Source organism: Shinella sp. (assembly GCF_049651085.1).
In the GTDB taxonomy this organism is placed as follows: Bacteria; Pseudomonadota; Alphaproteobacteria; order Rhizobiales; family Rhizobiaceae; genus Shinella.
Genome location: NZ_JBASBL010000004.1, coordinates 232,052 through 254,126, shown reverse-complemented (window position 1 = coordinate 254,126; position 22,075 = coordinate 232,052). Strand labels below are relative to the sequence as shown.

The 22,075-nt window shown below is 63.7% G+C and carries 22 protein-coding genes; 13 read left to right on the top strand and 9 right to left on the bottom strand.

The features are described 5' to 3' along the window. Positions 1-10: 10 nt before the first annotated feature. Positions 11-1,393: an ATP-binding protein gene (locus WA950_RS01680; RefSeq protein WP_424549933.1), complete on the top strand. Its 1,383-nt coding sequence runs from the start codon at positions 11-13 to the stop codon at positions 1,391-1,393. Positions 1,394-1,407: 14 nt separating this feature from the next. Here WA950_RS01680 and WA950_RS01675 read toward each other — a convergent pair whose 3' ends face one another. The 4 genes from WA950_RS01675 to WA950_RS01660 all read right to left on the bottom strand — a co-directional run bounded on the left by WA950_RS01675 (position 1,408) and on the right by WA950_RS01660 (position 3,740). Further along, on the bottom strand, positions 1,408-1,749 hold the full coding sequence (locus WA950_RS01675; RefSeq protein WP_424549932.1) for a tRNA-binding protein: 342 nt from the start codon (positions 1,747-1,749) through the stop codon (positions 1,408-1,410). A 20-nt stretch (positions 1,750-1,769) separates the two neighbouring features. Next, positions 1,770-2,588: a pyrroline-5-carboxylate reductase gene (gene proC, locus WA950_RS01670; protein ID WP_424549931.1), complete on the bottom strand. Its 819-nt coding sequence runs from the start codon at positions 2,586-2,588 to the stop codon at positions 1,770-1,772. 2 nt (positions 2,589-2,590) lie between these two features. Continuing rightward, the gene (locus WA950_RS01665) at positions 2,591-3,091 is read right to left on the bottom strand and encodes a YbjN domain-containing protein (protein ID WP_424549930.1); all 501 of its coding nucleotides are present in this window, start codon (positions 3,089-3,091) and stop codon (positions 2,591-2,593) included. A 391-nt stretch (positions 3,092-3,482) separates the two neighbouring features. Beyond that, positions 3,483-3,740, bottom strand: a complete 258-nt coding sequence (locus WA950_RS01660) for an accessory factor UbiK family protein (protein WP_424549929.1) — start codon at positions 3,738-3,740, stop codon at positions 3,483-3,485. 242 nt (positions 3,741-3,982) lie between these two features. Between WA950_RS01660 and lgt the strand changes: the two genes are divergently transcribed. From lgt to WA950_RS01625, 7 genes are all read left to right on the top strand, one after another. Further along, complete coding sequence (gene lgt, locus WA950_RS01655) at positions 3,983-4,795, top strand: prolipoprotein diacylglyceryl transferase (RefSeq protein ID WP_424550057.1); 813 nt, start codon at positions 3,983-3,985, stop codon at positions 4,793-4,795. Between the two features lie 12 nt (positions 4,796-4,807). Beyond that, positions 4,808-5,908: a class I SAM-dependent methyltransferase gene (locus WA950_RS01650; protein WP_424549928.1), complete on the top strand. Its 1,101-nt coding sequence runs from the start codon at positions 4,808-4,810 to the stop codon at positions 5,906-5,908. 100 nt (positions 5,909-6,008) lie between these two features. Then, positions 6,009-6,800, top strand: a complete 792-nt coding sequence (gene pgeF / locus WA950_RS01645) for a peptidoglycan editing factor PgeF (protein ID WP_424549927.1) — start codon at positions 6,009-6,011, stop codon at positions 6,798-6,800. Between the two features lie 38 nt (positions 6,801-6,838). Next, entirely contained in the window at positions 6,839-7,990 is a 1,152-nt protein-coding gene (locus tag WA950_RS01640; RefSeq protein WP_424549926.1) for a M24 family metallopeptidase, read from the top strand. Between the two features lie 116 nt (positions 7,991-8,106). Next, complete coding sequence (locus WA950_RS01635) at positions 8,107-8,877, top strand: hypothetical protein (RefSeq protein ID WP_424550056.1); 771 nt, start codon at positions 8,107-8,109, stop codon at positions 8,875-8,877. 124 nt (positions 8,878-9,001) lie between these two features. Beyond that, a complete protein-coding gene (locus WA950_RS01630; RefSeq protein ID WP_424549925.1) occupies positions 9,002-9,934 on the top strand; it encodes a ribose-phosphate pyrophosphokinase in 933 nt (310 codons plus the stop codon). 157 nt (positions 9,935-10,091) lie between these two features. Further along, complete coding sequence (locus WA950_RS01625; protein WP_424549924.1) at positions 10,092-10,598, top strand: Kazal-type serine protease inhibitor family protein; 507 nt, start codon at positions 10,092-10,094, stop codon at positions 10,596-10,598. A gap of 114 nt (positions 10,599-10,712) precedes the next feature. Here the strand turns inward: WA950_RS01625 and WA950_RS01620 are convergent, their stop codons facing one another. From WA950_RS01620 to WA950_RS01610, 3 genes are all read right to left on the bottom strand, one after another. Then, on the bottom strand, positions 10,713-11,093 hold the full coding sequence (locus WA950_RS01620; protein WP_424549923.1) for a DUF779 domain-containing protein: 381 nt from the start codon (positions 11,091-11,093) through the stop codon (positions 10,713-10,715). A gap of 127 nt (positions 11,094-11,220) precedes the next feature. Continuing rightward, on the bottom strand, positions 11,221-12,729 hold the full coding sequence (gene adh / locus WA950_RS01615; RefSeq protein ID WP_424549922.1) for an aldehyde dehydrogenase: 1,509 nt from the start codon (positions 12,727-12,729) through the stop codon (positions 11,221-11,223). 150 nt (positions 12,730-12,879) lie between these two features. Beyond that, positions 12,880-13,839 carry a helix-turn-helix domain-containing protein gene (locus WA950_RS01610; protein ID WP_424549921.1) on the bottom strand — a complete coding sequence of 320 codons (960 nt, stop codon included), beginning with the start codon at positions 13,837-13,839 and terminating at the stop codon, positions 12,880-12,882. A 199-nt stretch (positions 13,840-14,038) separates the two neighbouring features. On the opposite strand from WA950_RS01610, the gene WA950_RS01605 reads away from it, so the two are divergent. Next, positions 14,039-15,223: a benzoate/H(+) symporter BenE family transporter gene (locus WA950_RS01605; RefSeq protein ID WP_424549920.1), complete on the top strand. Its 1,185-nt coding sequence runs from the start codon at positions 14,039-14,041 to the stop codon at positions 15,221-15,223. Positions 15,224-15,232: 9 nt separating this feature from the next. On the opposite strand, the gene WA950_RS01600 is transcribed toward WA950_RS01605, so the two are convergent. Further along, a complete protein-coding gene (locus tag WA950_RS01600; RefSeq protein ID WP_424549919.1) occupies positions 15,233-16,681 on the bottom strand; it encodes a hypothetical protein in 1,449 nt (482 codons plus the stop codon). A 229-nt stretch (positions 16,682-16,910) separates the two neighbouring features. On the opposite strand from WA950_RS01600, the gene WA950_RS01595 reads away from it, so the two are divergent. The 4 genes from WA950_RS01595 (at position 16,911) to pth (ending at position 21,693) form a co-directional block, all read left to right on the top strand. Then, positions 16,911-17,519, top strand: a complete 609-nt coding sequence (locus WA950_RS01595; RefSeq protein WP_424549918.1) for a 50S ribosomal protein L25/general stress protein Ctc — start codon at positions 16,911-16,913, stop codon at positions 17,517-17,519. A gap of 233 nt (positions 17,520-17,752) precedes the next feature. Further along, entirely contained in the window at positions 17,753-20,137 is a 2,385-nt protein-coding gene (locus WA950_RS01590) for a putative bifunctional diguanylate cyclase/phosphodiesterase (RefSeq protein ID WP_424550055.1), read from the top strand. Positions 20,138-20,156: 19 nt separating this feature from the next. Continuing rightward, positions 20,157-20,906 carry a substrate-binding periplasmic protein gene (locus tag WA950_RS01585; RefSeq protein WP_424549917.1) on the top strand — a complete coding sequence of 250 codons (750 nt, stop codon included), beginning with the start codon at positions 20,157-20,159 and terminating at the stop codon, positions 20,904-20,906. 70 nt (positions 20,907-20,976) lie between these two features. After that, positions 20,977-21,693 carry an aminoacyl-tRNA hydrolase gene (gene pth, locus WA950_RS01580; RefSeq protein ID WP_424549916.1) on the top strand — a complete coding sequence of 239 codons (717 nt, stop codon included), beginning with the start codon at positions 20,977-20,979 and terminating at the stop codon, positions 21,691-21,693. A gap of 7 nt (positions 21,694-21,700) precedes the next feature. Here pth and clpS read toward each other — a convergent pair whose 3' ends face one another. After that, positions 21,701-22,012 (bottom strand): ATP-dependent Clp protease adapter ClpS, encoded by a 312-nt coding sequence (clpS, locus tag WA950_RS01575; RefSeq protein ID WP_424549915.1) that lies wholly within the window; start codon positions 22,010-22,012, stop codon positions 21,701-21,703. Between the last annotated feature and the right edge of the window lie 63 nt (positions 22,013-22,075).

Sequence of the window (22,075 nt, the reverse complement as noted above, 5' to 3'; positions counted from 1 at the left end):
GCGCAGTCCGATGACCACGTTCGAGACCATCCGGCGGGATCTGGAACGTGCGCCGGGCGCTGCCTGGAAGCGCTTCGCCCGCTGGCTGCGACGCCAGATGCCGACCGGCCTCTACGCCCGCTCGCTTCTCATCATCATCATTCCGATGATCCTGCTCCAGGCGGTGGTGGCCTTCATCTTCATGGAGCGCCACTGGCAGCTTGTGACGCAGCGCCTGTCCATGGCCGTCACCCGCGACATCGCCGCGATCATCGACCTCATCGAGACCTATCCGCAGGACGAAGACTATTCCGAGATCACCCGCATCGCCCGCGAGCGGCTGGAACTCATCGTCTCGATCGAGCCCGGCAAGGAACTGCCGCCGCCGCGCAGCAAGCCGTTTTTCAACATTCTCGACGAGATTCTCAGCGAGGAGATCGTCCGCCAGATCCGCCGTCCGTTCTGGATAGACACGGTCGGAGAGAGCAACCTCGTCGAGGTGCGCATCCTGCTCGACAACAAGGTGCTGCGCGTCTATGCGCGGCGCAATCAGGCCTACGCCTCCAACACCCATATCTTCCTGCTGTGGATGATCGGTGCGTCGCTCGTCCTGATCGTCATCTCCATCCTCTTCCTGCGCGGCCAGATCCGGCCGATCCTGGCATTGGCGCAAGCCGCAGAAAGCTTCGGCAAGGGCCAGAAGATGCCGGAGAGCTTTGCGCCGCGGGGCGCGGACGAGGTACGCCGCGCGGGCCTTGCCTTCATCCTCATGCGCGAGCGCATCGAGCGGCAAATGGAGCAGCGCACCGCCATGCTGACCGGCGTCAGCCACGACCTGCGCACCATCCTCACCCGCTTCAAGCTGCAGCTCGCGCTCGCCGGCGACAATCCCGACCTGCAGGGCTTCAGTAAGGATGTCGAGGACATGCAGACGATGCTGGAGGGCTATCTCTCCTTCGCGCGCGGGGATGTCGAGGAAGATGTCGGCGAACTGAGGCTTTCGGATCTTTTCGACAGGTTCGCGTTGGAAGCGGAGCTGCACAACCGCACCTTTACCTGCGAGATCGACGGTGACGACGAGGTCATGGTGCGGCCGAACGCCTTCAGCCGCCTGGTCGGCAACCTCGTCTCGAATGCGCTGCGCTATGCCAAGACCGTGCATGTGGAGGCGCACCACCGCGCCAAGTGGCTGACGATCACCGTGGACGACGACGGCCCCGGCATTCCGGAACGCTCGCGCGAGGATGTCTTCAAGCCGTTCTTCCGCCTCGACGAAGCACGCAATCTCGATGCTTCCGGCACCGGCCTCGGCCTTGCCATCGCGCTCGACATCGCCCGCAGTCACGGCGGCAACGTCACGCTCTCCGACAGCCCGATGGGCGGACTGAGGGCGACGATCCGCGTTCCCGCCTGATCGGAATTAAAGGGTCAGCACATCTTCTTGCCGTTCGGCACCGGCCGGTCGACACCGGCAAGGATGATCGCACCGTTCTCGTCCTCGAAACCGAGCGTCAGCACTTCGGAGCGCACGGGCCCGATCTGGCGCGGCGGGAAGTTGACGACGGCAAGCACCTGGCGGCCAACGAGCTCTTCCAGCGTATAGTGCACGGTGATCTGCGCTGACGACTTCTTCGTGCCGATCTCAGGGCCGAAGTCGATCTGGAGCTTATAGGCGGGCTTGCGCGCTTCCGGGAAGGGCAGCGCCTCGACAATGGTGCCGACGCGAATGTCAACGCGCTCGAAATCAGCGTAGGTAATGGTCTCGGTCATGAAAAAATCCTTGGCGTCGTTCAGCCCGCCAGTTCCTCGGCGCGCTTGCGCGCGGCGGCGATGGCCTTGTCGAAGAGCGGCTGCATGCCGTCATCGGCCATGAGAACCGACAGGGCAGCGGCAGTGGTGCCGCCGGGCGAGGTCACGTTCTGGCGCAGGCGGCTGGCGTCGTCGGGGGACTGGTGAAGCAGTTCACCAGCCCCCGCGACGGTTTCCCGTGCGAGGCGCATGGCGAGGTCCGCCGGCAGGCCTGCTTTGCGGCCTGCCTCTGCCATGCACTCGACGAGATAGAAGACATAAGCCGGGCCGCTGCCCGACACCGCCGTGACAGCGTCGATATCGCCTTCGGTTGCAACCCATTCAACGGGGCCGCTCACCTTGAGCAAAGAGTGAACGAAATCGCGCTGTGCCTGCGACACGCGGGCATTGGCGAAAGCGCCCGTCACGCCACGGCCGATCATGGCCGGCGTGTTCGGCATGGCCCGCACGGTGGCCGTTTCGCCCAGATGGCTTTCGAGATTGGCGATCGTCTTGCCGGCAGCAACCGAGACGACGACGGTCTCGGGCCCGACGAGCCCCTTCAGCGGCGGCAGGACCTGATCCATGACCTGCGGCTTGACCGCGACGAAGATCACGCCGGCCTTTACACCTTCAGGCGCGGACGTCTCGTGGCGCGCGCCATTGTCGGCAATCAGCTTGGCCATGGCCGGCTGCGGACCGGGATCGATCACGATCACCGAGGAACCGGAAATGCCGCTCTTCAGCCAGCCCGTGAGCATGGCGCCACCCATGTTTCCGGCGCCGATGAGAACGATTGGCCCCTGAGCTGCGACCGCCATCGTCATGCCTCCCCAACCGTCTCGAAGAGCACGGCATCGACGGCGGACTGGGCATCCATGCCGGACCAGACGACGAACTGGAATGCCTGGTAATAGGCCTCGCAGGCTTCGAGCGCGCTGGAAAGCAGCACTTCGACCTGCCTGTTGGTGGGCTCCGCGCCGCCGGCAAGCAGCAGCGACTGGCGGAAGATCACGACATCCTCGCGGCGCCACAGGTCGAAATGACCCATGAGCACCTGGCCGTTCACATGCGAGAGCAGGCAATGGACTTCGTTGACCCGGCTTTCGGGAACCTTGATATCGAAGGCGCAGGCAAGATGCAGCGCCTCGAACTCCTCCATCCAGGAGAAGGAGACGTGATAGTCGGCCCACTTGCCTTCGACGGTCATCGCGATCTCGTCTTCGCCGGACCGTTCGAACGACCAGTCATTGGTGGCCGCAACGAACTCGATCATGTCGACCGGGTTGGACTGCCGTCCGATATCCAATTGCATAAGGCTCATGCGTCACCTTCTAGACCGGAAGGCATGCGTCATCGTGCCCACACACACGACGCGGCAAACCGTACTCCGGATACAACACTGAATGATTTCTCGGCACTACACGTATTCTGGGCGACTTACCCTGCCCGAAGCTTGCGGTGCCTGTCTCGAATCATCATTTAAAATCAGTGTATAACGGCGGAGTCATGACGCCAGCCCCTGCACTCCCGTTTTCCCCACCCGGTTGTGGACAGTGGCTGTCAAAGAGATTCAGGTCCGACGCTTAAGAGACTCTGCGCAAAGGGCTTTTCGCAAGTGTCCACAGGGGTAAAAATTTTATTAAAAAAAACGGTTGGCGCGATGTGAATCACGCCAACCGAGTCCTGTCAGTCAAAAGCTGTGTCGAAACGGCTCAGCTACCCGCGTCGAGACGGGCTTCGAGCGCCTCGATGCGCTTGAGAAGCGCGTCGTTTTCGTCGCGCGCCTTGACCGCCATTTCGCGCACCGCCTCGAATTCCTCGCGCTTGACGAGGTCCAGGCCGTTGATGAAGCGCTCGGCCTGGGCGCGAAACACGGTCTCGGCCTCCTTGCGCACGCCCTGGGCGGCGCCGGCGGCATCGGTCATCAGCTTGGCGAAGTCGTCCAGAATGCGGTTCGCACCGGTGGTCATGGTTTGCCCTCCTCGGGTGTCGATTGGTTCTGGCGGGCAACCACCGCCCGCCGCGTCATGAACTGAGGTAGGGTCTCGGGGCTGCGCTTGCAAGCGGATTCCGGTGGATCGCCACCCGTTCGAACTGCCGCGCGGCCACCGATCACGATTTATCGCCTTGACCCTGCCTCAAGCCGCCGCCATCTTCCGCCCGAAACAGGAAGAGCTAAACTTTGACGAACGTCGCGTACCTTCTCGCCATCATGCCCTACCCGCAGATCGATCCGATCGCCTTCTCCATCGGCCCGGTCGCCGTGCACTGGTACGGTCTCGCCTATGTCGTGGGCATCATGCTCGGCTGGATCTATGCCCGCCGGCTGGTCGAGACGCCGCGGCTGTGGGCTGGCGACGCGCCGATGAACCGCACACAGCTCGACGACTTCCTCGTCTGGGCCGCCGCCGGCATCATTCTGGGCGGCCGTATCGGCTACATCCTGTTCTACGACTTCCAGAACGTCGCCGCCGATCCGCTACGCGCGCTCCAGGTCTGGAACGGCGGCATGTCCTTCCACGGCGGCCTTGCGGGCACGACCATCGCCATGATCCTTTTCGCCCGGCGGCACAGCATCCCGATCTGGAGCCTGTTCGACGTCGTTGCCGCCGTCGCGCCCATAGGCCTGCTCTTCGGCCGCATCGCCAATTTCGTCAACGGCGAGCTTTGGGGCCGCCTTTCCGACGCGCCGTGGGCGGTGATCTTCCCGGAAGCCGGGCCCTTCGCCCGCCATCCGAGCCAGCTCTACGAAGCCGGCCTCGAGGGCATCGTGCTGCTCGCCCTGCTGGCGCTTGCCATCTATCGCTTCGGCGCGCTCAAGCGCCCCGGCCTCGTCACCGGCCTCTTCGTCGCTGGCTACGCGCTTTCGCGCATCACGGTCGAATTCTTCCGCGAGCCCGATCCGCAGCTCGGCTATCTCTTCGGCGGCTGGCTGACCATGGGCATGCTGCTTTCGCTGCCGATGCTCGCCCTCGGCGTCTGGGCGATCGTTCGCGCCCGTGCGGCCCGGCCGGCCAGCGCCTGAGCGGATCCGCCCATGCCGACACCTCTCGCCCACAAGATCAAGGCGCTGATCCGCATCAACGGGCCGATCAGCGTCACCGACTATTTCGCGCTCTGCCTGGCCGATCCGGACTACGGCTACTATCGCACCCGCGATCCGTTCGGCAGTGCCGGCGACTTCGTCACGGCGCCGGAAATCAGCCAGCTCTTCGGCGAGATGATCGGCATCTTCCTCGTCCATGCCTGGCAGAAGCACGGCGGTCCGGGCGACGTGCGCATCGCCGAGATCGGCCCCGGCCGCGGCACGATGATGGCCGACATGCTGCGCGTCATCGCCAAGCTCGCTCCGCAGCTCTACGAGAACGCCACGATCCATCTGGTCGAGACGAGCCCCAAACTGCGTGCCGTCCAGCACGAGACGCTCGGCACCAATGCCGCCCGCGTCACCTGGCATGACAGCTTCGAGGAGCTGCCGGACGGCTTCGTACTGCTTGCCGCCAACGAATTGTTCGACGCGATCCCGATCCGCCAGTTCATCAAGACGGCCTCCGGTTTTCGCGAGCGGATGATCGGCCTCGACGCGAATGACGAACTGACCTTTGCCGCCGGCGTCGCCGGGCTCGATCCGGCGCTGCTGCCGGACCACCACAAAAACGTTCCCAACGGCACGATCTTCGAGATTTCCCCCGCCCGCGAGGCCGTGATGGCGACGATCGGCGAACGCATCGCCCGTTTCGGCGGCACGGCGTTGGCGATCGACTATGGCCACTTCATCACCGGCTTCGGCGATACACTGCAGGCGGTCCTGAAACACGATTTCGACCCGCCGCTCGCCCATCCCGGCGAGGCCGACCTGACAAGCCACGTGGACTTCGAGCGTCTTGCCGGCGCCGCCGCCGCCTCTGGCCTCCATGTGCACGGCATGCTGCATCAGGGCGACTTCCTCGTCGGCCTCGGCATTGGCGAGCGCGCCTCCGCGCTCGGCCGCAACCGCGACGAGACGACGCAGCAGGCGATCCTGTCCGATATCGACCGCCTCGCAGGGTCTGGCGCTGGTAAAATGGGTGATCTTTTCAAGGTTTTGGCGGTCGGAAGCGCACCGCTTGCGCTCTTTCCGTTCCGTCAGCCCGATTGACACTTCCGCCAAGGCCGGACAACATCCGGCCCGATTTGCACCCGCATGCCACGGCCGAAATCCTTGCCTGGCGGCCCGCTCCAAGCCCAGCCGAGAGATCATGAAGGACCAGACGCTCCCCTCCCCGATCGAAAGCCCGCTACTGGCCGAACGCGCCGGAAATACAGCCCTGCACGGCTTCTTCACGCGCAATGGCGGCGTCTCGCAGGGCATCTATCGCGGCCTCAATGTCGGCCTCGGCTCGAAGGACGAGCGCGACGACGTGCACGAGAATCGCGCCCGCGTCGCCCGCTGGTTCTCCGCCACCCCGGAGCGGCTCGCCACGGTCCACCAGGTCCATTCGCCGGATGTGGTCGTGGTCGACGACAGCTATGACGGCGCCCGGCCGAACGCCGACGCACTGGTGAGCGCGACGCCCGGCATCGTCCTCGGCGTTCTCGCCGCCGATTGCGGCCCGATCCTGTTCTGCGATCCCGAGGCCCGCATCGTCGGCGCAGCCCATGCCGGCTGGAAGGGTGCTCTCTACGGCGTTCTGGAGAACACCATCAAGGCCATGGAAAAGCTCGGCGCGAAACGCCGGAATATCCTCGCCAGCCTCGGCCCGTCGATCGGCCCGCGGAACTATGAGGTCGGCCCGGAATTCGTGGAACGCTTCCTCGATGTCGACCGCAGCTACGAACGCTACTTCACGCCGTCGCAGAAGGCCGGCCATGCGATGTTCAACCTGCCGGCACTGACGACACAGCGTCTGGAAGATGCCGGGGTGACGGCCGAAAACCTCGACATCTGCACCTATCCCGACGAGGATCGTTTCTACTCCTATCGGCGCACCACCCATCGGCAGGAACCGGACTACGGCCGCCAGATTTCCGCAATCATGATACGGGGCTGACGCCCCGACAATCAGACGAAGACGAGGGAGACACCGCAATGGCACTTCACTTCGACACCGAGGAATACGCCAACCGGCTCCAGCGCCTCACCTCCCGCATGCGGGAGGAAAAGCTCGACGCCATGCTGCTCTTCGCGCAGGAAAGCATGTACTGGCTGACCGGCTACGACACGTTCGGCTACTGTTTCTTCCAGACGCTCATCGTCAAGGCGTCCGGCGACATGGTGCTGATGACGCGCTCGGCGGACCTGCGTCAGGCCCGCCACACGTCCAATATCGAGAAGATCGAGGTCTGGGTCGACCGCGTGAACGCCGATCCGACGCTGGACCTGAAGAAGCTCCTCTCCGACCTTGACCTGCTCGGCTGCCGCATCGGCGTCGAATACAACACGCATGGCCTCACCGGCCGCAATGCGCGCCTGCTCGACAACCAGCTCCAGAGTTTTGGCGAGCTTGTCGACGCCTCGCACGTCGTCAGCCGCCTGCGCCTCATCAAGAGCCCGGCCGAGATCGCCTATGTCGAGCGCGCAGCCGCGCTTTCCGACGATGCGCTTGCCGCCGCCCTGCCGCTGATCGTTGCCGGCGGCGACGAGGCGGCGATCCTCGCCGCGCTGCAAAATGCCGTTCTTGCCGGCGGCGGCGACTATGCCGCCAACGAATTCGTCATCGGCTCGGGGGCGGACGCGCTGCTGGTACGGTCCAAGTCGGGCCGCCGCAGGCTGGAGGCGCGGGACCAGCTCAGCCTGCAATGGGCCGGCGTCAGCGCGCGCTACCATGCGCCGATGATGCGAACCGCCGTCATCGGCGAGCCCAGCGCCCGTCACCGCGAACTCTACAGCGCCTGCCGCGAGACCATGCAGGCGATGGAAATGGTGCTGCGGCCGGGCAATACGTTCGGCACGGTCTTCGAGACCTTCGCCCGCATCCTCGACGAGCGCGGCCTTGCCCGGCACCGGCTCAACACCTGCGGCTATTCCGTCGGCGCGCGCTTTGCGCCCTCCTGGATGGACCCGCAGATGTTCCTCCACGGCAATCCGCAGGAAATCGAGCCGGACATGTCGCTCTTCGTGCACACGATCATCCTCGATTCCGATACCGGCACGGCGATGACGCTTGGCCAGACATATCTGACGACGACCGACATGCCTAAACCGCTGTCACGCTACGGGCTTGATTTCATCGAGGTCTGATTGACGAAACGCAGACCCCGCAAAATCCCGCAATTGACAGGCCTTGGGGTGAAACCCATAAATCGTTGCGGGGAACAAAGAAGGCGAAAAGCCTCCTGAGGACACGGACGAGGATGATGCACAAGCTGATGAAGCGACTGGCACTGATCGGCCTTATCACCGCGCTGGCCGGCTGCAACAGCACCGACGCGTTGATACCGCGCGCCGATGTCGGCAACGGCTTCAATTCGCCGCCGGTCACCCAGAGCGATCTCGACCAGATGAGCGCCGAGACGACCCCGGTCACCACCATGCCGGTGACGACGACCACGCAGCAGACCGCTTTCGCCACCTCGGGCGGCTCGACCGGCGCTGACACGGCCGGCACCCTCCAGGGCCAGGCAGACGCGCTCGCCCGCAACAATGGCGCAGGGCAGTCCGACGCCGCACTTTCCCGCACCACCGCCCAGCGCTCGCTGGCGGCCGAAACCTCGGAAGGCGCGGAAGAGGTCGCAGCGCTGCCGGACAATGCCGCGCAAGCCGGCGAAACGATCCGGTTCCTGCCGATCATCGGCGCACCGGTCGAAGCCGTCACACCGCTTTCCAAGCGCCTCGGCGCGGAAGCCCGGGCCGGCGGACTGACGATCCGCAGCGCCTCGGACAATTCCAGCAACCATATCCTGAAGGGCTACTTCTCCGCGATGAACGACAACGGCAAGACGACCGTGGTCTATGTCTGGGACGTGCTCGATACCAGCGGCGCAAGGCTTCACCGCATCCAGGGCCAGGAAACCGTCTCGGGCACGGCGGCGGACCCATGGGCGGCGGTGCCGGCGCGCACGATGGAAGGGATCGCCCAGAAGACCATTCGCCAATATCTCGACTGGCGCGGCACGGCACGCGGTTAAGCCACTCGAAACGGTAAATCACAGCGAAATGCGAAGAAACGCGTTGCAACGCGGCAAAGCCCTTGCATTCGCGGATTTTGCCGCTTAAAGCCCCCCCATCAGCAGAATAACAGGCGGGCCATAGATGAAGGTTTTCGCGGGCAATTCGAACCGGCTCCTGGCCGAAGCGATCTGCAATTATCTGAATGTACCGCTCGGCCGTGCAACGGTCAGACGCTTCGCAGACCAGGAAATCTTCGTTGAAATCCAGGAGAACGTGCGCGGTGAGGACGTTTTCGTCGTTCAGTCGACGTCCTTCCCGACCAACGATCACCTGATGGAAATGTTGATCATGATCGATGCGATGCGCCGCTCCTCGGCGCGCCGCATCACGGCCGTGATCCCCTATTTCGGCTATGCACGCCAGGACCGCAAACCGGGCCCGCGCACGCCGATCTCCGCCAAGCTCGTCGCGAACCTCATCACCGAAGCCGGCGCGGACCGCGTGCTGACGCTGGACCTGCATGCAGGCCAGATCCAGGGCTTCTTCGATATCCCGACCGACAACCTCTACGCCGTGCCGATCCTGGCCCGTGACGTAAAGGAAAACTACAATCTCGAAAACGTCATGGTCGTCTCGCCGGACGTCGGCGGCGTGGTGCGCGCCCGCGCGCTGGCCAAGCGTCTCGATTGCCAGCTGGCGATCGTCGACAAGCGCCGCGAACGCGCAGGCGAATCCGAAGTCATGAACGTCATCGGCGACGTCACCGGCAAGGACTGTCTGATGATCGACGACATCGTCGATTCCGGCGGCACGCTCTGCAACGCGGCCGAGGCTCTTTTGAAGAACGGCGCAACGAGCGTCACCGCCTACATCACGCACGGCGTGCTGTCGGGCGGCGCCGTTGCCCGCGTCACCTCTTCCAAGCTGAAGGAACTGGTAATCACCGATTCGATCCAGCCGACCACCGCCGTCCAGTCCGCGCACAATATTCGCGTCATCTCGACAGCCACCCTGCTTGGCGAAGCGATCAACCGGACCGCTGCGGAAGAGTCCGTTTCCAGCCTGTTCGACTGATTTCACAGCCAGTTCAAGCTCTCAAGAGCCCGCGCGCCAGCCACTGGTCGCGCGGGCTTTTGCATCCCTGGATATATTGGCTGTTATTTGCGTCGGCCCGGATACCGGGCGGATCAATTTTACGTTACGGTTCATTGAAATCAACGAGGAGCAATCCATGACACCGACGTCGCCTTTCATTCGCCGGCTGGCCGGACGCATAGCCATCCTTCTTGCTGCCGGCACGCTTGCGGCCTGCTCGGTGGAAGTCGATGAGGGCGGCGGCGGCTACCGGCCGGGCCCGCAGGCCTGCACGATGGAGTATCGCCCGGTCTGCGGTTCGCGCGGCAACGATCTCCAGACCTTCGCCAATTCCTGCGAGGCGCGCTCGAGCGGCTACAGGATCGTCGGAGCCGGCGAATGCCGCCGGGGCGGCGGACGCCCGGATCCGCGTCCGGACGAAGGTCGTGCCTGCACGCGCGAATATGCACCGGTCTGCGGCGCGAACGGCCGCGATCGCCAGACCTTCGCCAATGCCTGCGAGGCGCGCAACAGCGGCTACGACATCATTGGCCGCGGCGAGTGCCAGGGCCGACGCCCCGGCAATGACTGGGGCGATGACCGCTTCCGCGACGAGGAGCGGGATCGCGCCGAATGGCAGGGTCGCAATCGCTATCGGAACTAGAGCATTTCCAGCCGAAGCGGCAGCGCGCCTGCATCGTGAACGACGATCCGGCCTGCTGATCCACCCCATCGCCTGAATGCAAAACCCCGCTGGACACAGCGGGGTTTTCTTTGTTCAGCGTGCGGGCAAGGGGCAGGCCTCGCCGCCGCCAAACAGCCGCGAGCGGGTGAGGAATCGCTTTTCCCGCCCGTTTTCAAGGGAGAACATGCCGCCGCGGCCGGGCACGACATCGATGATCAGTTGCGTATGCTTCCACACGCCGAACTGGCTTTCGCTGATATAGACCGGCACGCCGCCGATTTCGCCAAGCTTCACATCCCGGTCGCCGACGATGTAGTCGTGCGCCGGATAGCACATGGGCGAGGAGCCGTCACAGCAGCCACCCGATTGATGAAACAGGATATCGGGATGATCCACCTGGATTTCCCGGATGAGCACCAGTGCGGCATCGGTCGCCACCACGCGCGGCTCTGACTGAACTTCGGCTTCGGACATGACGCCCTCCCCTTGACGCGTTGTCCCTCCCCCCGCGAACGGGGAGAGGGCTGGAGCAGGAGCAAAGGCGGACAGGGCCCCCGCCCTTCGTCGCCTTCTCCGACAGGGGTGGAGAAGGGGCGGTCGCTCAGAAGAATCCGAGCGCCTTGGGAGAGTAGCTGACCAGCATGTTCTTGGTCTGCTGGTAGTGGTCGAGCATCATCTTGTGCGTCTCGCGGCCGATGCCCGACTGCTTGTAGCCACCGAAGGCCGCATGGGCCGGATAGGCGTGGTAGCAGTTCGTCCAGACGCGGCCGGCCTGGATATCGCGACCGAAGTGGTAGCAACGGTTCGCATCGCGGCTCCACACGCCCGAGCCGAGGCCGTAGAGCGTGTCGTTGGCGATGGCGAGCGCTTCCGCATCGTCCTTGAAAGTCGTGACCGACAGGACGGGGCCGAAGATCTCTTCCTGGAAGATGCGCATCTTGTTGTGACCACGGAACACGGTCGGCTTGACGTAGTAGCCGCCCGACAGGTCGCCGCCCAGATCGCTGCGCACGCCGCCGGTCAGCAGCTCGGCGCCTTCCTGCTTGCCGATGTCGATATAGGACAGGATCTTTTCCAGCTGTTCGGAAGAGGCCTGCGCGCCGATCATCGTGGCGGTATCGAGCGGGTTGCCCTGCACGATCTTTTCAACGCGCTTGACGGCCTTTTCCATGAAGCGGTCGTAGATCTTCTCATGCACCAGCGCGCGGCTCGGGCAGGTGCAGACCTCGCCCTGGTTCAGCGCGAACATCGCGAAACCTTCGAGCGCCTTGTCGAGATAGTCGTCGTCCTCGTTCATGACGTCTTCGAAGAAGATGTTCGGCGACTTGCCGCCGAGTTCCAGCGTGACCGGAATGAGGTTCTGGCTGGCATACTGCATGATCAGGCGGCCGGTCGTCGTCTCGCCGGTAAAGGCGATCTTGGCAATGCGCGGATTGGTGGCAAGCGGCTTGCCGGCTTCAAGGCCGAAGCCGTTGACGATGTTGAGCACGCCGCCCGGCAGCAGGTCGCCGATCAGTTCGGCCCAGACGAGGATCGAGGACGGCGTCTGCTCGGCAGGCTTCAGCACAACGCAGTTGCCGGCGGCAAGCGCGGGCGCCAGCTTCCAGGCAGCCATCAGGATCGGGAAGTTCCACGGGATGATCTGCCCAACGACGCCGAGCGGCTCGTGGAAGTGATAGGCGATGGTGTTGTGATCGACTTCGCCGATCGTGCCTTCCTGCGCGCGAACGCACGAGGCGAAATAGCGGAAGTGGTCGATGGCGAGCGGAATGTCGGCTGCGAGCGTTTCGCGCAGCGGCTTGCCGTTGTCCCAGGTTTCCGCACGGGCGAGGAGATCGAGATTGTCCTCCATGCGCTGCGCTATCTTCATGAGGATGTTGGCGCGCTCCGTGGTGGAGGTGCGGCCCCACTTGTCCTTGACAGCATGGGCGGCATCGAGGGCCAGCTCGATATCGGCGGCGTCGGAACGCGCGACTTCGCAGAGCTTGCCGCCGGTGATCGGCGTGATGTTGTCGAAGTAGCGGCCCGCAACGGGCTCCTTCCATTCGCCACCGATGAAGTTACCGTATTTCGTCTTGTAGGGGTTTTCGACGATCTTCTGGTGCAGCATGTCATTCCTCCCGTAAATGACCCGGATTGGGTCGTCGGGAGCATGGTGCTGCGCTTCCGGGACTTGCGGTAGAGGGCTGGGGACGATGGCTGCCGCGACTGTTTCAGAATTGAGACAGGACGATGCGACAGCCTGTGCTGCAATGCAGCATCAATTGATCGAGAGCTTCTTCATCTTCCGATAGAGCGTCGCACGGCTGATTCCGAGCAGGTCGGCCGCCTGACTGACATTGCCGCCGGCGCGGGTGAGGACGCGGCGAAGCGCGGCACGTTCCGCATCGTCGAGATCGCGCCCCTCCTCCGCCCGGTCCTCGTGGAGAAGATCGGAGGCCGCGATACCCGTCGCGATGCGCCGGTCGTCAAGACCCAGCACCTGCCGCGCGACGCGGGTGGCGCCGAGCACGAGATCGTCACGGTCGACGGCAAGCAGCGCTGGCGCTGCGCGGCCCTCGACCGGCACCAGCAGGATGCGGGCCGCGGAAAAGGCCCGGCGGAACAGCCCCGCCTCGATGCGGGCGGCGGCATCGCGCACGGCCTGCGATAGGATGGACATGGTCATGTCCCCCGCATCGTCGCGGCAGGTGGAAATGTCGATGGCCGCGGCAATACGGCCCGTATGATCGCGGATCGGCGCGGTCGCGCAGGAAAGCCCGGTGTTCTGCGACAGGAAATGCTGGTCGCGCAGGATGAGCACCGGCCGCTCGTCGGCAAGCGCCGTGCCGATGCCGTTGGTGCCGACACTCGCCTCGCTCCACACCGTGCCGGACCAGAGCCCGACGCCGTGGAAATCGCGATCATCACCCGCCGCCCCGCGCCGTTCGAGCGCAACGCCGTGTTCGTCCGTCAGGAGCAGGCAGCAGCCCGCTTTGCCGACCGTGGCGAACAGCCGGTCGATTTCGCCTCGCGCTTCTTCAATGAGCGCACTGGAGCGCGCGCGCGCCAGGCGAAATTCGGGTTCCGTCAGCCGCCACGGGACACGGGATTCTTCGGGAGACAGGCCATGAAGGGTGAGGCAACGGCGCCAGGAGGCGGCAACGGGCGAACTCGCCGCAGCCGAGGCATGGGCCGCAACGGTGTTAACGTGATCCGCGTGATCGAAACGCGCAGACATCCACCCTCCTCCCGAAAGCTTCCGACCGACCGTCGTACAAAAACACAACGCAAGCGGACTATAGGCATGTTTGCGTCGAGCGGTCCAGCACGACCAAGGTGCAACACCGGATGGGGAGAGCGGCCATCGCGACAAGCCTGTTTCCAAGCCTCACCACGCCTGTTACCAGTGCACATCCTTACCTTTTCCGATAATTGCCATGCTCCGTGATTTTTCCGCCCAAGCCCTGTTCATGGGCCTGCTCACCGCCTTCGTCGGCTTTGCCAGTTCCTTCGCCGTCGTGCTGCACGGCCTGACCGGGGTCGGCGCCACGGAAGCCCAGGCCGCTTCCGGCCTGATGGCGCTGTCCGTATCGATGGGGCTGTGCGCCATCGTACTCAGCGTGGCGACGCGCCTGCCCGTCTCCATCGCCTGGTCGACGCCCGGCGCGGCGCTGCTGGCCAGCTCCGGCGCGGTCGAGGGCGGCTTTGCGACGGCCGTCGGCGGGTTCCTCGTCTGCGCGGCGCTGATCGTTGTCGCCGGCCTCTGGAAGCCGCTCGGCCGTATGGTCGCCGCCATTCCCGCGACGCTCGCCAATGCCATGCTCGCCGGCGTCCTGATCGGCCTCTGCTTTGCTCCGGTGAAGGCCATCGACTTCGATCCGCTGCTCGGCCTGCCGATCGTCCTCGCCTGGGTCGTCGTCGGCAGCATCAACCGGCTTTACGCCGTGCCGGCGGCGCTCGCCGCCTTCGTCGCGGTGCTGGCCTTCGGCATCGACATGCCGGAGGGGGCCCTTGCCGGCCTTACCGATTCGCTGTTGCCGAAACCGGAATTCGTCACGCCTTCCTTCACGCTCGCCGGGCTCGTCGGCATCGCGCTGCCGCTCTTCATCGTCACCATGGCCTCGCAGAACATTCCGGGCATCGCGGTCCTCAAGGTGAACCACTACGAGCCCAATCCCGGCCCGCTCTTTGCCGTAACCGGCTTTTTCTCGCTGCTTTCCGCCCCCTTCGGCGGCCATGCCGTCAATCTCGCCGCCATCACCGCCGCCATGTGTGCGGGCAGCGATGCCCATCCCGACCCGGCCAAGCGCTACTGGGCGGCGATCAATGCGGGCGTCTTCTACGTGATCTTCGGCCTTGCCGCGGGCGCGGTCACGGCATTCGTCAGCCTTGCCCCGCCGATCCTCATCCAGGCCGTCGCGGGTCTTGCGCTGATCAGCGCCTTCGCCAACTCGGCCCTCAACGCCTTCAAGGAGGCGGACGGCCGCGAGGCCGCGGCGGTGACTTTCCTCGTCACCGCTTCCGGTGTCTCATTTGCCGGCATTTCCGGCGCCTTCTGGGGATTGATCGCGGGTGGCCTGATGCTGGCGCTTACCCGCTTTTCCGGCAAGCTGCGGGCGTAAATTCCACGGCTAGAACGGCAGCGGACGACCGTTGATCAGCACCTTGCCGTCCTCGCCGACCGTCAGATCCCAGGCCTGCGCGCCGTCGCCCGCATCGCGGGCAAGCCCCTTCATCATCAGAAGCGCGAAGGACGCCTGGCCGAATTGCGGCACAGCCGCGATGTTCTTCTGGAGATAGGCGATGGTCTTGTCGAAGCTGCGCATGGTCAGCGTCACGTCGGCGCTGCGGCGATCCTTTTCCTCGGGGTAGAGCACCATCTTGCCGGCAAGGTGCACGTCATAGATCGGCGAAATAGCCGAGACATCCTCGAACTCCACCGTCATCGCCCCACCCGGCATGATGATGCGGCCAATTTCCCTGTTCTGCTCGTCCGTCAAGGGCTTCGGCTTGGTGAAGTCTGCATGTTCGACGAGATAGGTGACGGCGCCGGCAAGGTCGAGATCGGTGACCGCCGCCTTGAACGTCGCCCGCTCCGGCACCGCACCTTCGTAAGCCGCAGGCACGACGCCAGCCGGCAGCGTCGGCTTGTCCACGCCGAAACCGAAGCCGAAACGGGTCGAATGGGCGATGCCGTTCATGGCAAGGTCATAGGTGACGGTCTGCGCGCCAAAGGTGCCCTTGTCCGTTCCGACCGTGACGTTCGAGGCCTTGATCGTCTCCGTCAGGTTGTCGAAGACCGGCAGGGACGCGCGCAACAGGTCCTTGAGTTTCGCGGCGTCCGCCGTATCGAGCTTGTCCTTGTGCATGTTGTCGAGCGCGAAGAAGACGAGGTCCTGCACGACCTTGTAGCGCGCGCCGTCCAGGCTGACGTCGATGTCGACCGTGTCCGCGCCGATATCGATCCGGCCGGAGGATCCGCTGGTGATCGTCTCTGCAAACGCCTTCATCACCCCGGTCGAGGAAATATCGAGCGTTCCCGCATCCTTCTTCTCGGCAGAAACGCGCATCGCCGTCTCGCCGAAGCTCGCCGTCACGCTTTCATTCGGCGACGTTGAGGAGAAGGCGAGCCGCTTTGCCGACCAGTCCGCCGAAGTGAAATAGAGGATTTCCGGATCGTAGATGCCGTCGAGCTTCATCGTGTCGACGAGATAGGAGAACGAGTTTTTGCCGGCCGCGACATCGACCGAGCCCTTGATGTCGAAACTGTCCTTCGCCTCGATATGATAGGTGCCCTCCGGCCTCGGCCGCATATAGGCCGTCATCGGCTTCAGGCCCTCAAGCTGCACCGCGCCGGTCCTGGCCTTGTCGAGCAGCGCCGTCGGGTTGAACCGCAGCTCGTAGAACGAGGTCGCCGCCTTGACGGTGACGAGCCCGGCATCGATCATCTCCTGCGGCAGGTAGCGGGTGAGGCGTTGCTGGATGCTTTCGGCTTCGGCGGGCGATATCTCCTGGGCGAAGGCTGGACTCGTGGACACGAGCACAAGGCCGGCCGTGGCCATCAGGATTTGCATTCTCATTCTCGTCTCCTTGCCGAACGGCTACAACCGGAACATCCAATCACGGCGGCACCGTGTCAATCAGGGCCGAGGCCTTGCATTTCCGGGCATTCTCGTTTATCGAGCGCCGTCCGCGTAGACACCCTTGGAGGCAATGCGGGTGAGGTTTTCACGAAATCCTCAAGTTTTGCGCGGCCGGCGAACACGCCTTCCGTGGAAAACTCTCCAGTAACACACGAAAGGTAAAGCCATGAGCACCGAAACTTACGAGCTCAAGGCCGAAACGCGCGAACGGGTTGGTAAGGGGTCCTCCCGTGAACTTCGCCGCAACGGTCTTATTCCTGCAGTTATCTACGGCGACAAGCAGTCCCCGCTTGCCATCGCCATCTCGACCAAGGACGTCACGCAGCGCATCCACGCTGGCGGCTTCAAGACGACGGTCGCAACGATCGACGTCAACGGCGAGAAGATCAAGGTTCTCCCGAAGGACTACCAGCTCGATCCGGTCCGCGACTTCACGATGCATGTCGACTTCCTCCGCGTTTCGGGTAACACCAACGTCGTGGTCGAAGTTCCGGTTCACTTCATCAACGAAGAGAAGTCCCCGGGCATCAAGATCGGCGGCGTCCTGAACGTCGTTCGCCACGCAGTCGAGCTGCACGCCCTTGCCGGCAACATTCCCGATGCCCTCACCGCGGACCTTTCTGGTCTCAAGGTCGGTGACAGCGTCCATATCTCGAACATCAAGCTGCCGAAGGGCACGAGCCCGGTCATCACCGATCGTGACTTCACGATCGCCACGATCGCGACCCCGGCCGGCGGCCTGAAGGAAGACGAAGCGGAAACCTCCGCAGAGTAATCCTTTCGACAGGATCTTTCCTGAACCCCGCGTCCTCCGGACGCGGGGTTTTTGTTTGTCGGAAGGGTCTGCGCCGTCACGGCGGAATGGTTGAATTTTCAGCATTTTTCAGATCGGGATTTCAGCAACATTTAAGATTTTGATGAAAATCTAGCCACATAAAAATGACGAAAGCCAAGAGGGGCGTTCATGGGCTGGCTTCGCGAAGCGGCAGGGAGGAAACCGGCATGAAGATGCATTCGGTGGAAAGCCGCTTCATTGCCATCGTCATCGGCGCCCTGCTCGTCTTCGTCGCTCCGCTTTTCGTCCTGTTCCTCATCCTCTCCTCTGATCGCGTCGCGCGCGAGCGCCTGCTGAACACGGAAGTCCTGCTCAAAGCCAACGTCCAGGCCCTCGGCAAACCCCTGTGGGACCTCGACCAGGAAAGCATCGACCAGATCGTCACCGACCTGCAGGCCGAAGCCGGCATCAGCTTCGTGGCTGTGCGCGATACGTCCGGTGCCATCGACGTGCGCAAACCGGCCAGGGCACCCGATCCGGATGAAGCCCGCTCCATCGTGAAGGCCGACATTCTCTACAAGGCGTCCGCCGGCATCAAGAACGTCGGCACGGCGGAAATCTGGCTCGGGAAAGAGGGCCTCTTCTCGCGCTTCACGAAGGACGAGATAAGCATCTTCGTCATCTTCTTCTTCGCCGTGGCAACGCTCTTCACCGCCGCGATCATCGGCAACCGCATCACCATCATCCGGCCGCTGATGCGGCTTACGGGGGCAATCGAGGCGACCCGCCGGCTCGGCTCCCGCCATCATGTCGACTGGACCTCGAACGACGAGATGGGCGCACTCGCCCACAACTTCAACGAGATGCAGAGCAAGCTGGAACGCGAGGAAAAAGAGCTGAAGCTGGCCCATGCCCGGGCAACAGACATCTACAGCCTCACGCCGGCCATGCTCTTCTCGATCGACGGGCAAAACCGCATCACCGCCGTCAGCGACTATTGGCTGACCGCAACCGGCTACCGCCGCGAGCAGGTGATCGGACAGGAATTTACCGATTTCGTCGCCGATGAATGGCGTGAAACCTATCGCAACCGCCACGCAAACGGCACGGACGGCGGCATCTGCGAGGTCACGGTGCGTTTCCGCTGCGCCGACCACAGCGTCATCGACGTGCTGATCCTCGAAACCGAAACCGGGGCAAGTAGCGGGCGGCAGGCGCTCTCGCTCTCCGTCATGACCGATGTCACCGATCTCAAGGAAGCGGAGAACCGCAACCATCACCAGGCAATTACCGATCACCTGACGGGGCTCCTCAACCGGCAGGGCTTCGAATCGGTGCTCGACAGGATGATCGGCGATGCCGACAGGCTCGGCCAGCCGCTCGCCTGTCTTTTCGTCGATCTCGACCGCTTCAAATGGATCAACGACAATCTCGGCCATGCGGCCGGCGATGACGTTCTTTGCCAGGTGACGATGCGCCTGCGCCGCCAGCTGCGCACCGATGACGTGATCGCCCGGCTTGGCGGCGACGAGTTCGCCATCCTGCTTTTCTCACCCAATGCCCACCAGCTTGCTCTCGATATCGGCGAGCGCTTCGTGGCAAGTCTGCGCTCACCGCTCGTCGTGGGCGGTGCGGAGTTTCATGTTAGCGCCAGCATCGGCGTGGCGATCTATCCCGATCATGCGTCCACCGCCGCCGCCCTGTTGCAGAAGTCGGACATGGCCATGTATGCGCGCAAGCGCAGCGGCAAGAACGGCATCCAGCTCTTCGACAACAACATGGTCGAAAGCGCACGCAAGCGGCTGGAGACCGAGCAATTCATCGACCAGGGCCTGCGCGAGGACTGGTTCACGGCCCATCTCCAGCCGATCGTCAGCCTGTCCGCCGGCCGCGTTGCCGGCTTCGAGGCGCTGATGCGGCTCAATCATCCCGAGTACGGCCTCCTGCCGCCAGCCGAAATCGTCGGCATCGCCGAGGAGAATGGCTCGATCGGGCGCATCGGCGACTGCATTCTCGCGAAATCCATCGCGAGCCTCGCCGTCATCTCGAAACTGGACGATCTCGCCGACACCTATCTGGCCGTCAACTTCTCGCCGCTACAGTTCGAGCCCACCCTGCCCTCCCGTCTTGCCGCGCTGCTGCTCGAAACAGGCATCACGCCCTCGCGCATCGTCGTGGAAATCACCGAGGCCGTGCTGATGCTCGACAGTCCGGTCGTGCAGGAAGTGCTCGACGCGCTGTCCGAACTCGGCTGCCGCATCGCGCTCGACGATTTCGGCACGGGCTATTCTTCGCTGAGCTATCTCAACCGCTTCCCGGTCGATATCGTCAAGATCGACCAGTCCTTCACACGGTCGCTTTCCTCCGATCAGCCGGACGTGCGCCGCAAGAGCCGGATGCTGGTCGAAGGCATCCGCACCATCTCGCACCAGATGGGCTGCGCCGTGGTGGCGGAAGGCATCGAAACGACGGAGCAATGGGACATCCTCCAGGCGATGGACATCGAATTCGGCCAGGGCTATCTCCTGAGCAGGCCCCTGCCGCTTGCTGCACTTCTGGAAAAGCTCGACGATTTCGCAATGCCGGATGCGCCCGGACGCCGGGCCGCGGCATCCTGAGAGGACCTGGGAGGAGATGATGAAGACGCTGCTTTTGACGCTCGGCCTGTCGCTCGCCTCACATTCGGCACCCCTTGCCGAAACCTTGCACTTCGTCACGGAAGAATACGCCCCCTTCAACTATTCTGCGAACGGTACGATTGCCGGAATCACGGTCGAGCAGGTGAAGGCGATCACCGCGGCCGCCGGTATCGACTATACAATCGAGATCATGCCCTGGGCCCGCGCCTTCGCCATGGCGCAGAACCAGCCGATGCATTGCGCCTTCACGGCTGGCTACAACCGAGAGCGCGCAAAACAGTTCGCCTGGGTCACTCCCCTGCTGAGAGACGAAATGGTGATGCTGAAGCGCCGGGACGGCAGCAAGGGACCGGCGACCGTGAAGGAAGCGCTCGGCATGAAGGTCGGCTCGCAGCGCGGCGACTTTGCCGTGGAAGCGCTGGAGGAGTTCGGCTTCAAGGACATCGATCTGGCCGCCGATATCGATCTCTCCGTCCGCAAGCTGCTCTCCGGCCGCATCGACCTGATGCCGACCTCCATCAAGACCTACGAAAATCTGGTGAAACAAGGTAAGCCGGTGGAAAAGGCGATGCTGATGACCGGCCAGATCTATGGCCTCGCCTGCCAGAAGGATACACCCGCCGATGTGATCGGGCGCCTTCAGGCAGCGCTGGACAAGCTGATCGTGAGCGGCGAACAGGACCGCATCTTCGCCGCCTACGGCCTGCCGCCGAATGCGCGAACGGCGCATCACGGCACGGAGAATTGACCGCAGGCGGTTGACTTCCGGCCGCATTCGCGGTGGTGAAGACCAGACACATCTTTTGGCGGACCATTCCATGCTGATCATCGCCGGGCTCGGCAATCCGGGCGCAAAATATGCGGGCAACCGCCACAATATCGGGTTCATGGCGCTTGACGCCATCCACAGAAAGAACCCGTTCTCGCCGTGGTCAAAGAAATTCAAGGCGGAAATCTCCGAAGGCGAGCTTGCGGGCGAGAAGGTGCTGCTCATCAAGCCGCAGACCTTCATGAACCTTTCCGGCGAATCCGTCGGCGAGGCGATGCGCTTCTACAAGCTGGCCCCCAAGGACATCGTCGCGATCTATGACGAGCTGGACCTTGCCGCCGGTAAGGCCCGCATCAAAGCCGGCGGCGGCCATGGCGGCCACAACGGCATCAAGTCGATCGATGCCCATTGCGGCAAGGAGTACCGGCGGCTGCGCCTCGGCATCGGCCATCCCGGCGTCAAGGAGCTTGTGACGAACCATGTGCTCGGCGACTTCGCCAAGGCCGACCATGTCTGGCTCGATCCGCTGCTCGACGAACTGGCCATCAATGCCGACATGCTGGTGCGCGGCGAGGATTCGCAGCTGATGAACAAGCTGGCGCTCGCCACCGGCAGCAAGCCGGAGGAGAAGGCTTCCGCGCCGAAGCAGCCCGCTGGCCAGTCCCATATCCGCGCGGCACGCAACCACGCCCAGCCGAAGGCGCTGCCCACGAGCGGGCCCATGGCGGACATGCTGAAGAAGCTCTTCGGCAACAAGGGGGATTGAAGACCGGCTACTCCTCCGGCTCGGTCTGGAACAGCAGCGGAAAGCCTGCCTCCTTGGCGAGATCCGTCGCCTCCTTCGCCCTGGTTTCGGCAATATCGCGGGCGCAGACGACCACCACGCAGGTGCCGAGCTTGTGCGCGGTCATCATGACGCGATAGCTCGCATCCGCATTCATGCTGAAGACGGCCTTCAGCACCAGCACGACGAATTCGCGCGGCGTATAGTCGTCGTTGACAAGAATGACCTTGTAGAGCTTCGGCCGTTCCAGCTTCGGCTTGGTCTCGGTCTTCGGGGTGAGGCTCGTGTCGCCATTGCTCATCGCAAGCTCCTCGTACCATTGGCTTCGAGCGATGTGGGCCTATTGTGCTATTGTGCATCGCAA

Coding starts and splice junctions, on each gene's coding strand:
- pth (WP_424549916.1), top strand. CDS start 20,977: ATGCTGATCATCGCCGGGCTCGGCAATCCGGGCGCAAAATATGCGGGC.
- WA950_RS01595 (WP_424549918.1), top strand. CDS start 16,911: ATGAGCACCGAAACTTACGAGCTCAAGGCCGAAACGCGCGAACGGGTT.
- WA950_RS01620 (WP_424549923.1), bottom strand. CDS start 11,093: ATGTCCGAAGCCGAAGTTCAGTCAGAGCCGCGCGTGGTGGCGACCGAT.
- WA950_RS01600 (WP_424549919.1), bottom strand. CDS start 16,681: ATGAGAATGCAAATCCTGATGGCCACGGCCGGCCTTGTGCTCGTGTCC.
- WA950_RS01675 (WP_424549932.1), bottom strand. CDS start 1,749: ATGACCGAGACCATTACCTACGCTGATTTCGAGCGCGTTGACATTCGC.
- WA950_RS01640 (WP_424549926.1), top strand. CDS start 6,839: ATGGCACTTCACTTCGACACCGAGGAATACGCCAACCGGCTCCAGCGC.
- WA950_RS01665 (WP_424549930.1), bottom strand. CDS start 3,091: ATGAGCCTTATGCAATTGGATATCGGACGGCAGTCCAACCCGGTCGAC.
- lgt (WP_424550057.1), top strand. CDS start 3,983: ATGCCCTACCCGCAGATCGATCCGATCGCCTTCTCCATCGGCCCGGTC.
- pgeF (WP_424549927.1), top strand. CDS start 6,009: ATGAAGGACCAGACGCTCCCCTCCCCGATCGAAAGCCCGCTACTGGCC.
- clpS (WP_424549915.1), bottom strand. CDS start 22,012: ATGAGCAATGGCGACACGAGCCTCACCCCGAAGACCGAGACCAAGCCG.
- WA950_RS01630 (WP_424549925.1), top strand. CDS start 9,002: ATGAAGGTTTTCGCGGGCAATTCGAACCGGCTCCTGGCCGAAGCGATC.
- proC (WP_424549931.1), bottom strand. CDS start 2,588: ATGGCGGTCGCAGCTCAGGGGCCAATCGTTCTCATCGGCGCCGGAAAC.
- WA950_RS01605 (WP_424549920.1), top strand. CDS start 14,039: ATGCTCCGTGATTTTTCCGCCCAAGCCCTGTTCATGGGCCTGCTCACC.
- WA950_RS01660 (WP_424549929.1), bottom strand. CDS start 3,740: ATGACCACCGGTGCGAACCGCATTCTGGACGACTTCGCCAAGCTGATG.
- WA950_RS01635 (WP_424550056.1), top strand. CDS start 8,107: ATGCACAAGCTGATGAAGCGACTGGCACTGATCGGCCTTATCACCGCG.
- WA950_RS01650 (WP_424549928.1), top strand. CDS start 4,808: ATGCCGACACCTCTCGCCCACAAGATCAAGGCGCTGATCCGCATCAAC.
- WA950_RS01680 (WP_424549933.1), top strand. CDS start 11: ATGACCACGTTCGAGACCATCCGGCGGGATCTGGAACGTGCGCCGGGC.
- WA950_RS01610 (WP_424549921.1), bottom strand. CDS start 13,839: ATGTCTGCGCGTTTCGATCACGCGGATCACGTTAACACCGTTGCGGCC.
- WA950_RS01590 (WP_424550055.1), top strand. CDS start 17,753: ATGCATTCGGTGGAAAGCCGCTTCATTGCCATCGTCATCGGCGCCCTG.
- WA950_RS01625 (WP_424549924.1), top strand. CDS start 10,092: ATGACACCGACGTCGCCTTTCATTCGCCGGCTGGCCGGACGCATAGCC.
- adh (WP_424549922.1), bottom strand. CDS start 12,729: ATGCTGCACCAGAAGATCGTCGAAAACCCCTACAAGACGAAATACGGT.
- WA950_RS01585 (WP_424549917.1), top strand. CDS start 20,157: ATGAAGACGCTGCTTTTGACGCTCGGCCTGTCGCTCGCCTCACATTCG.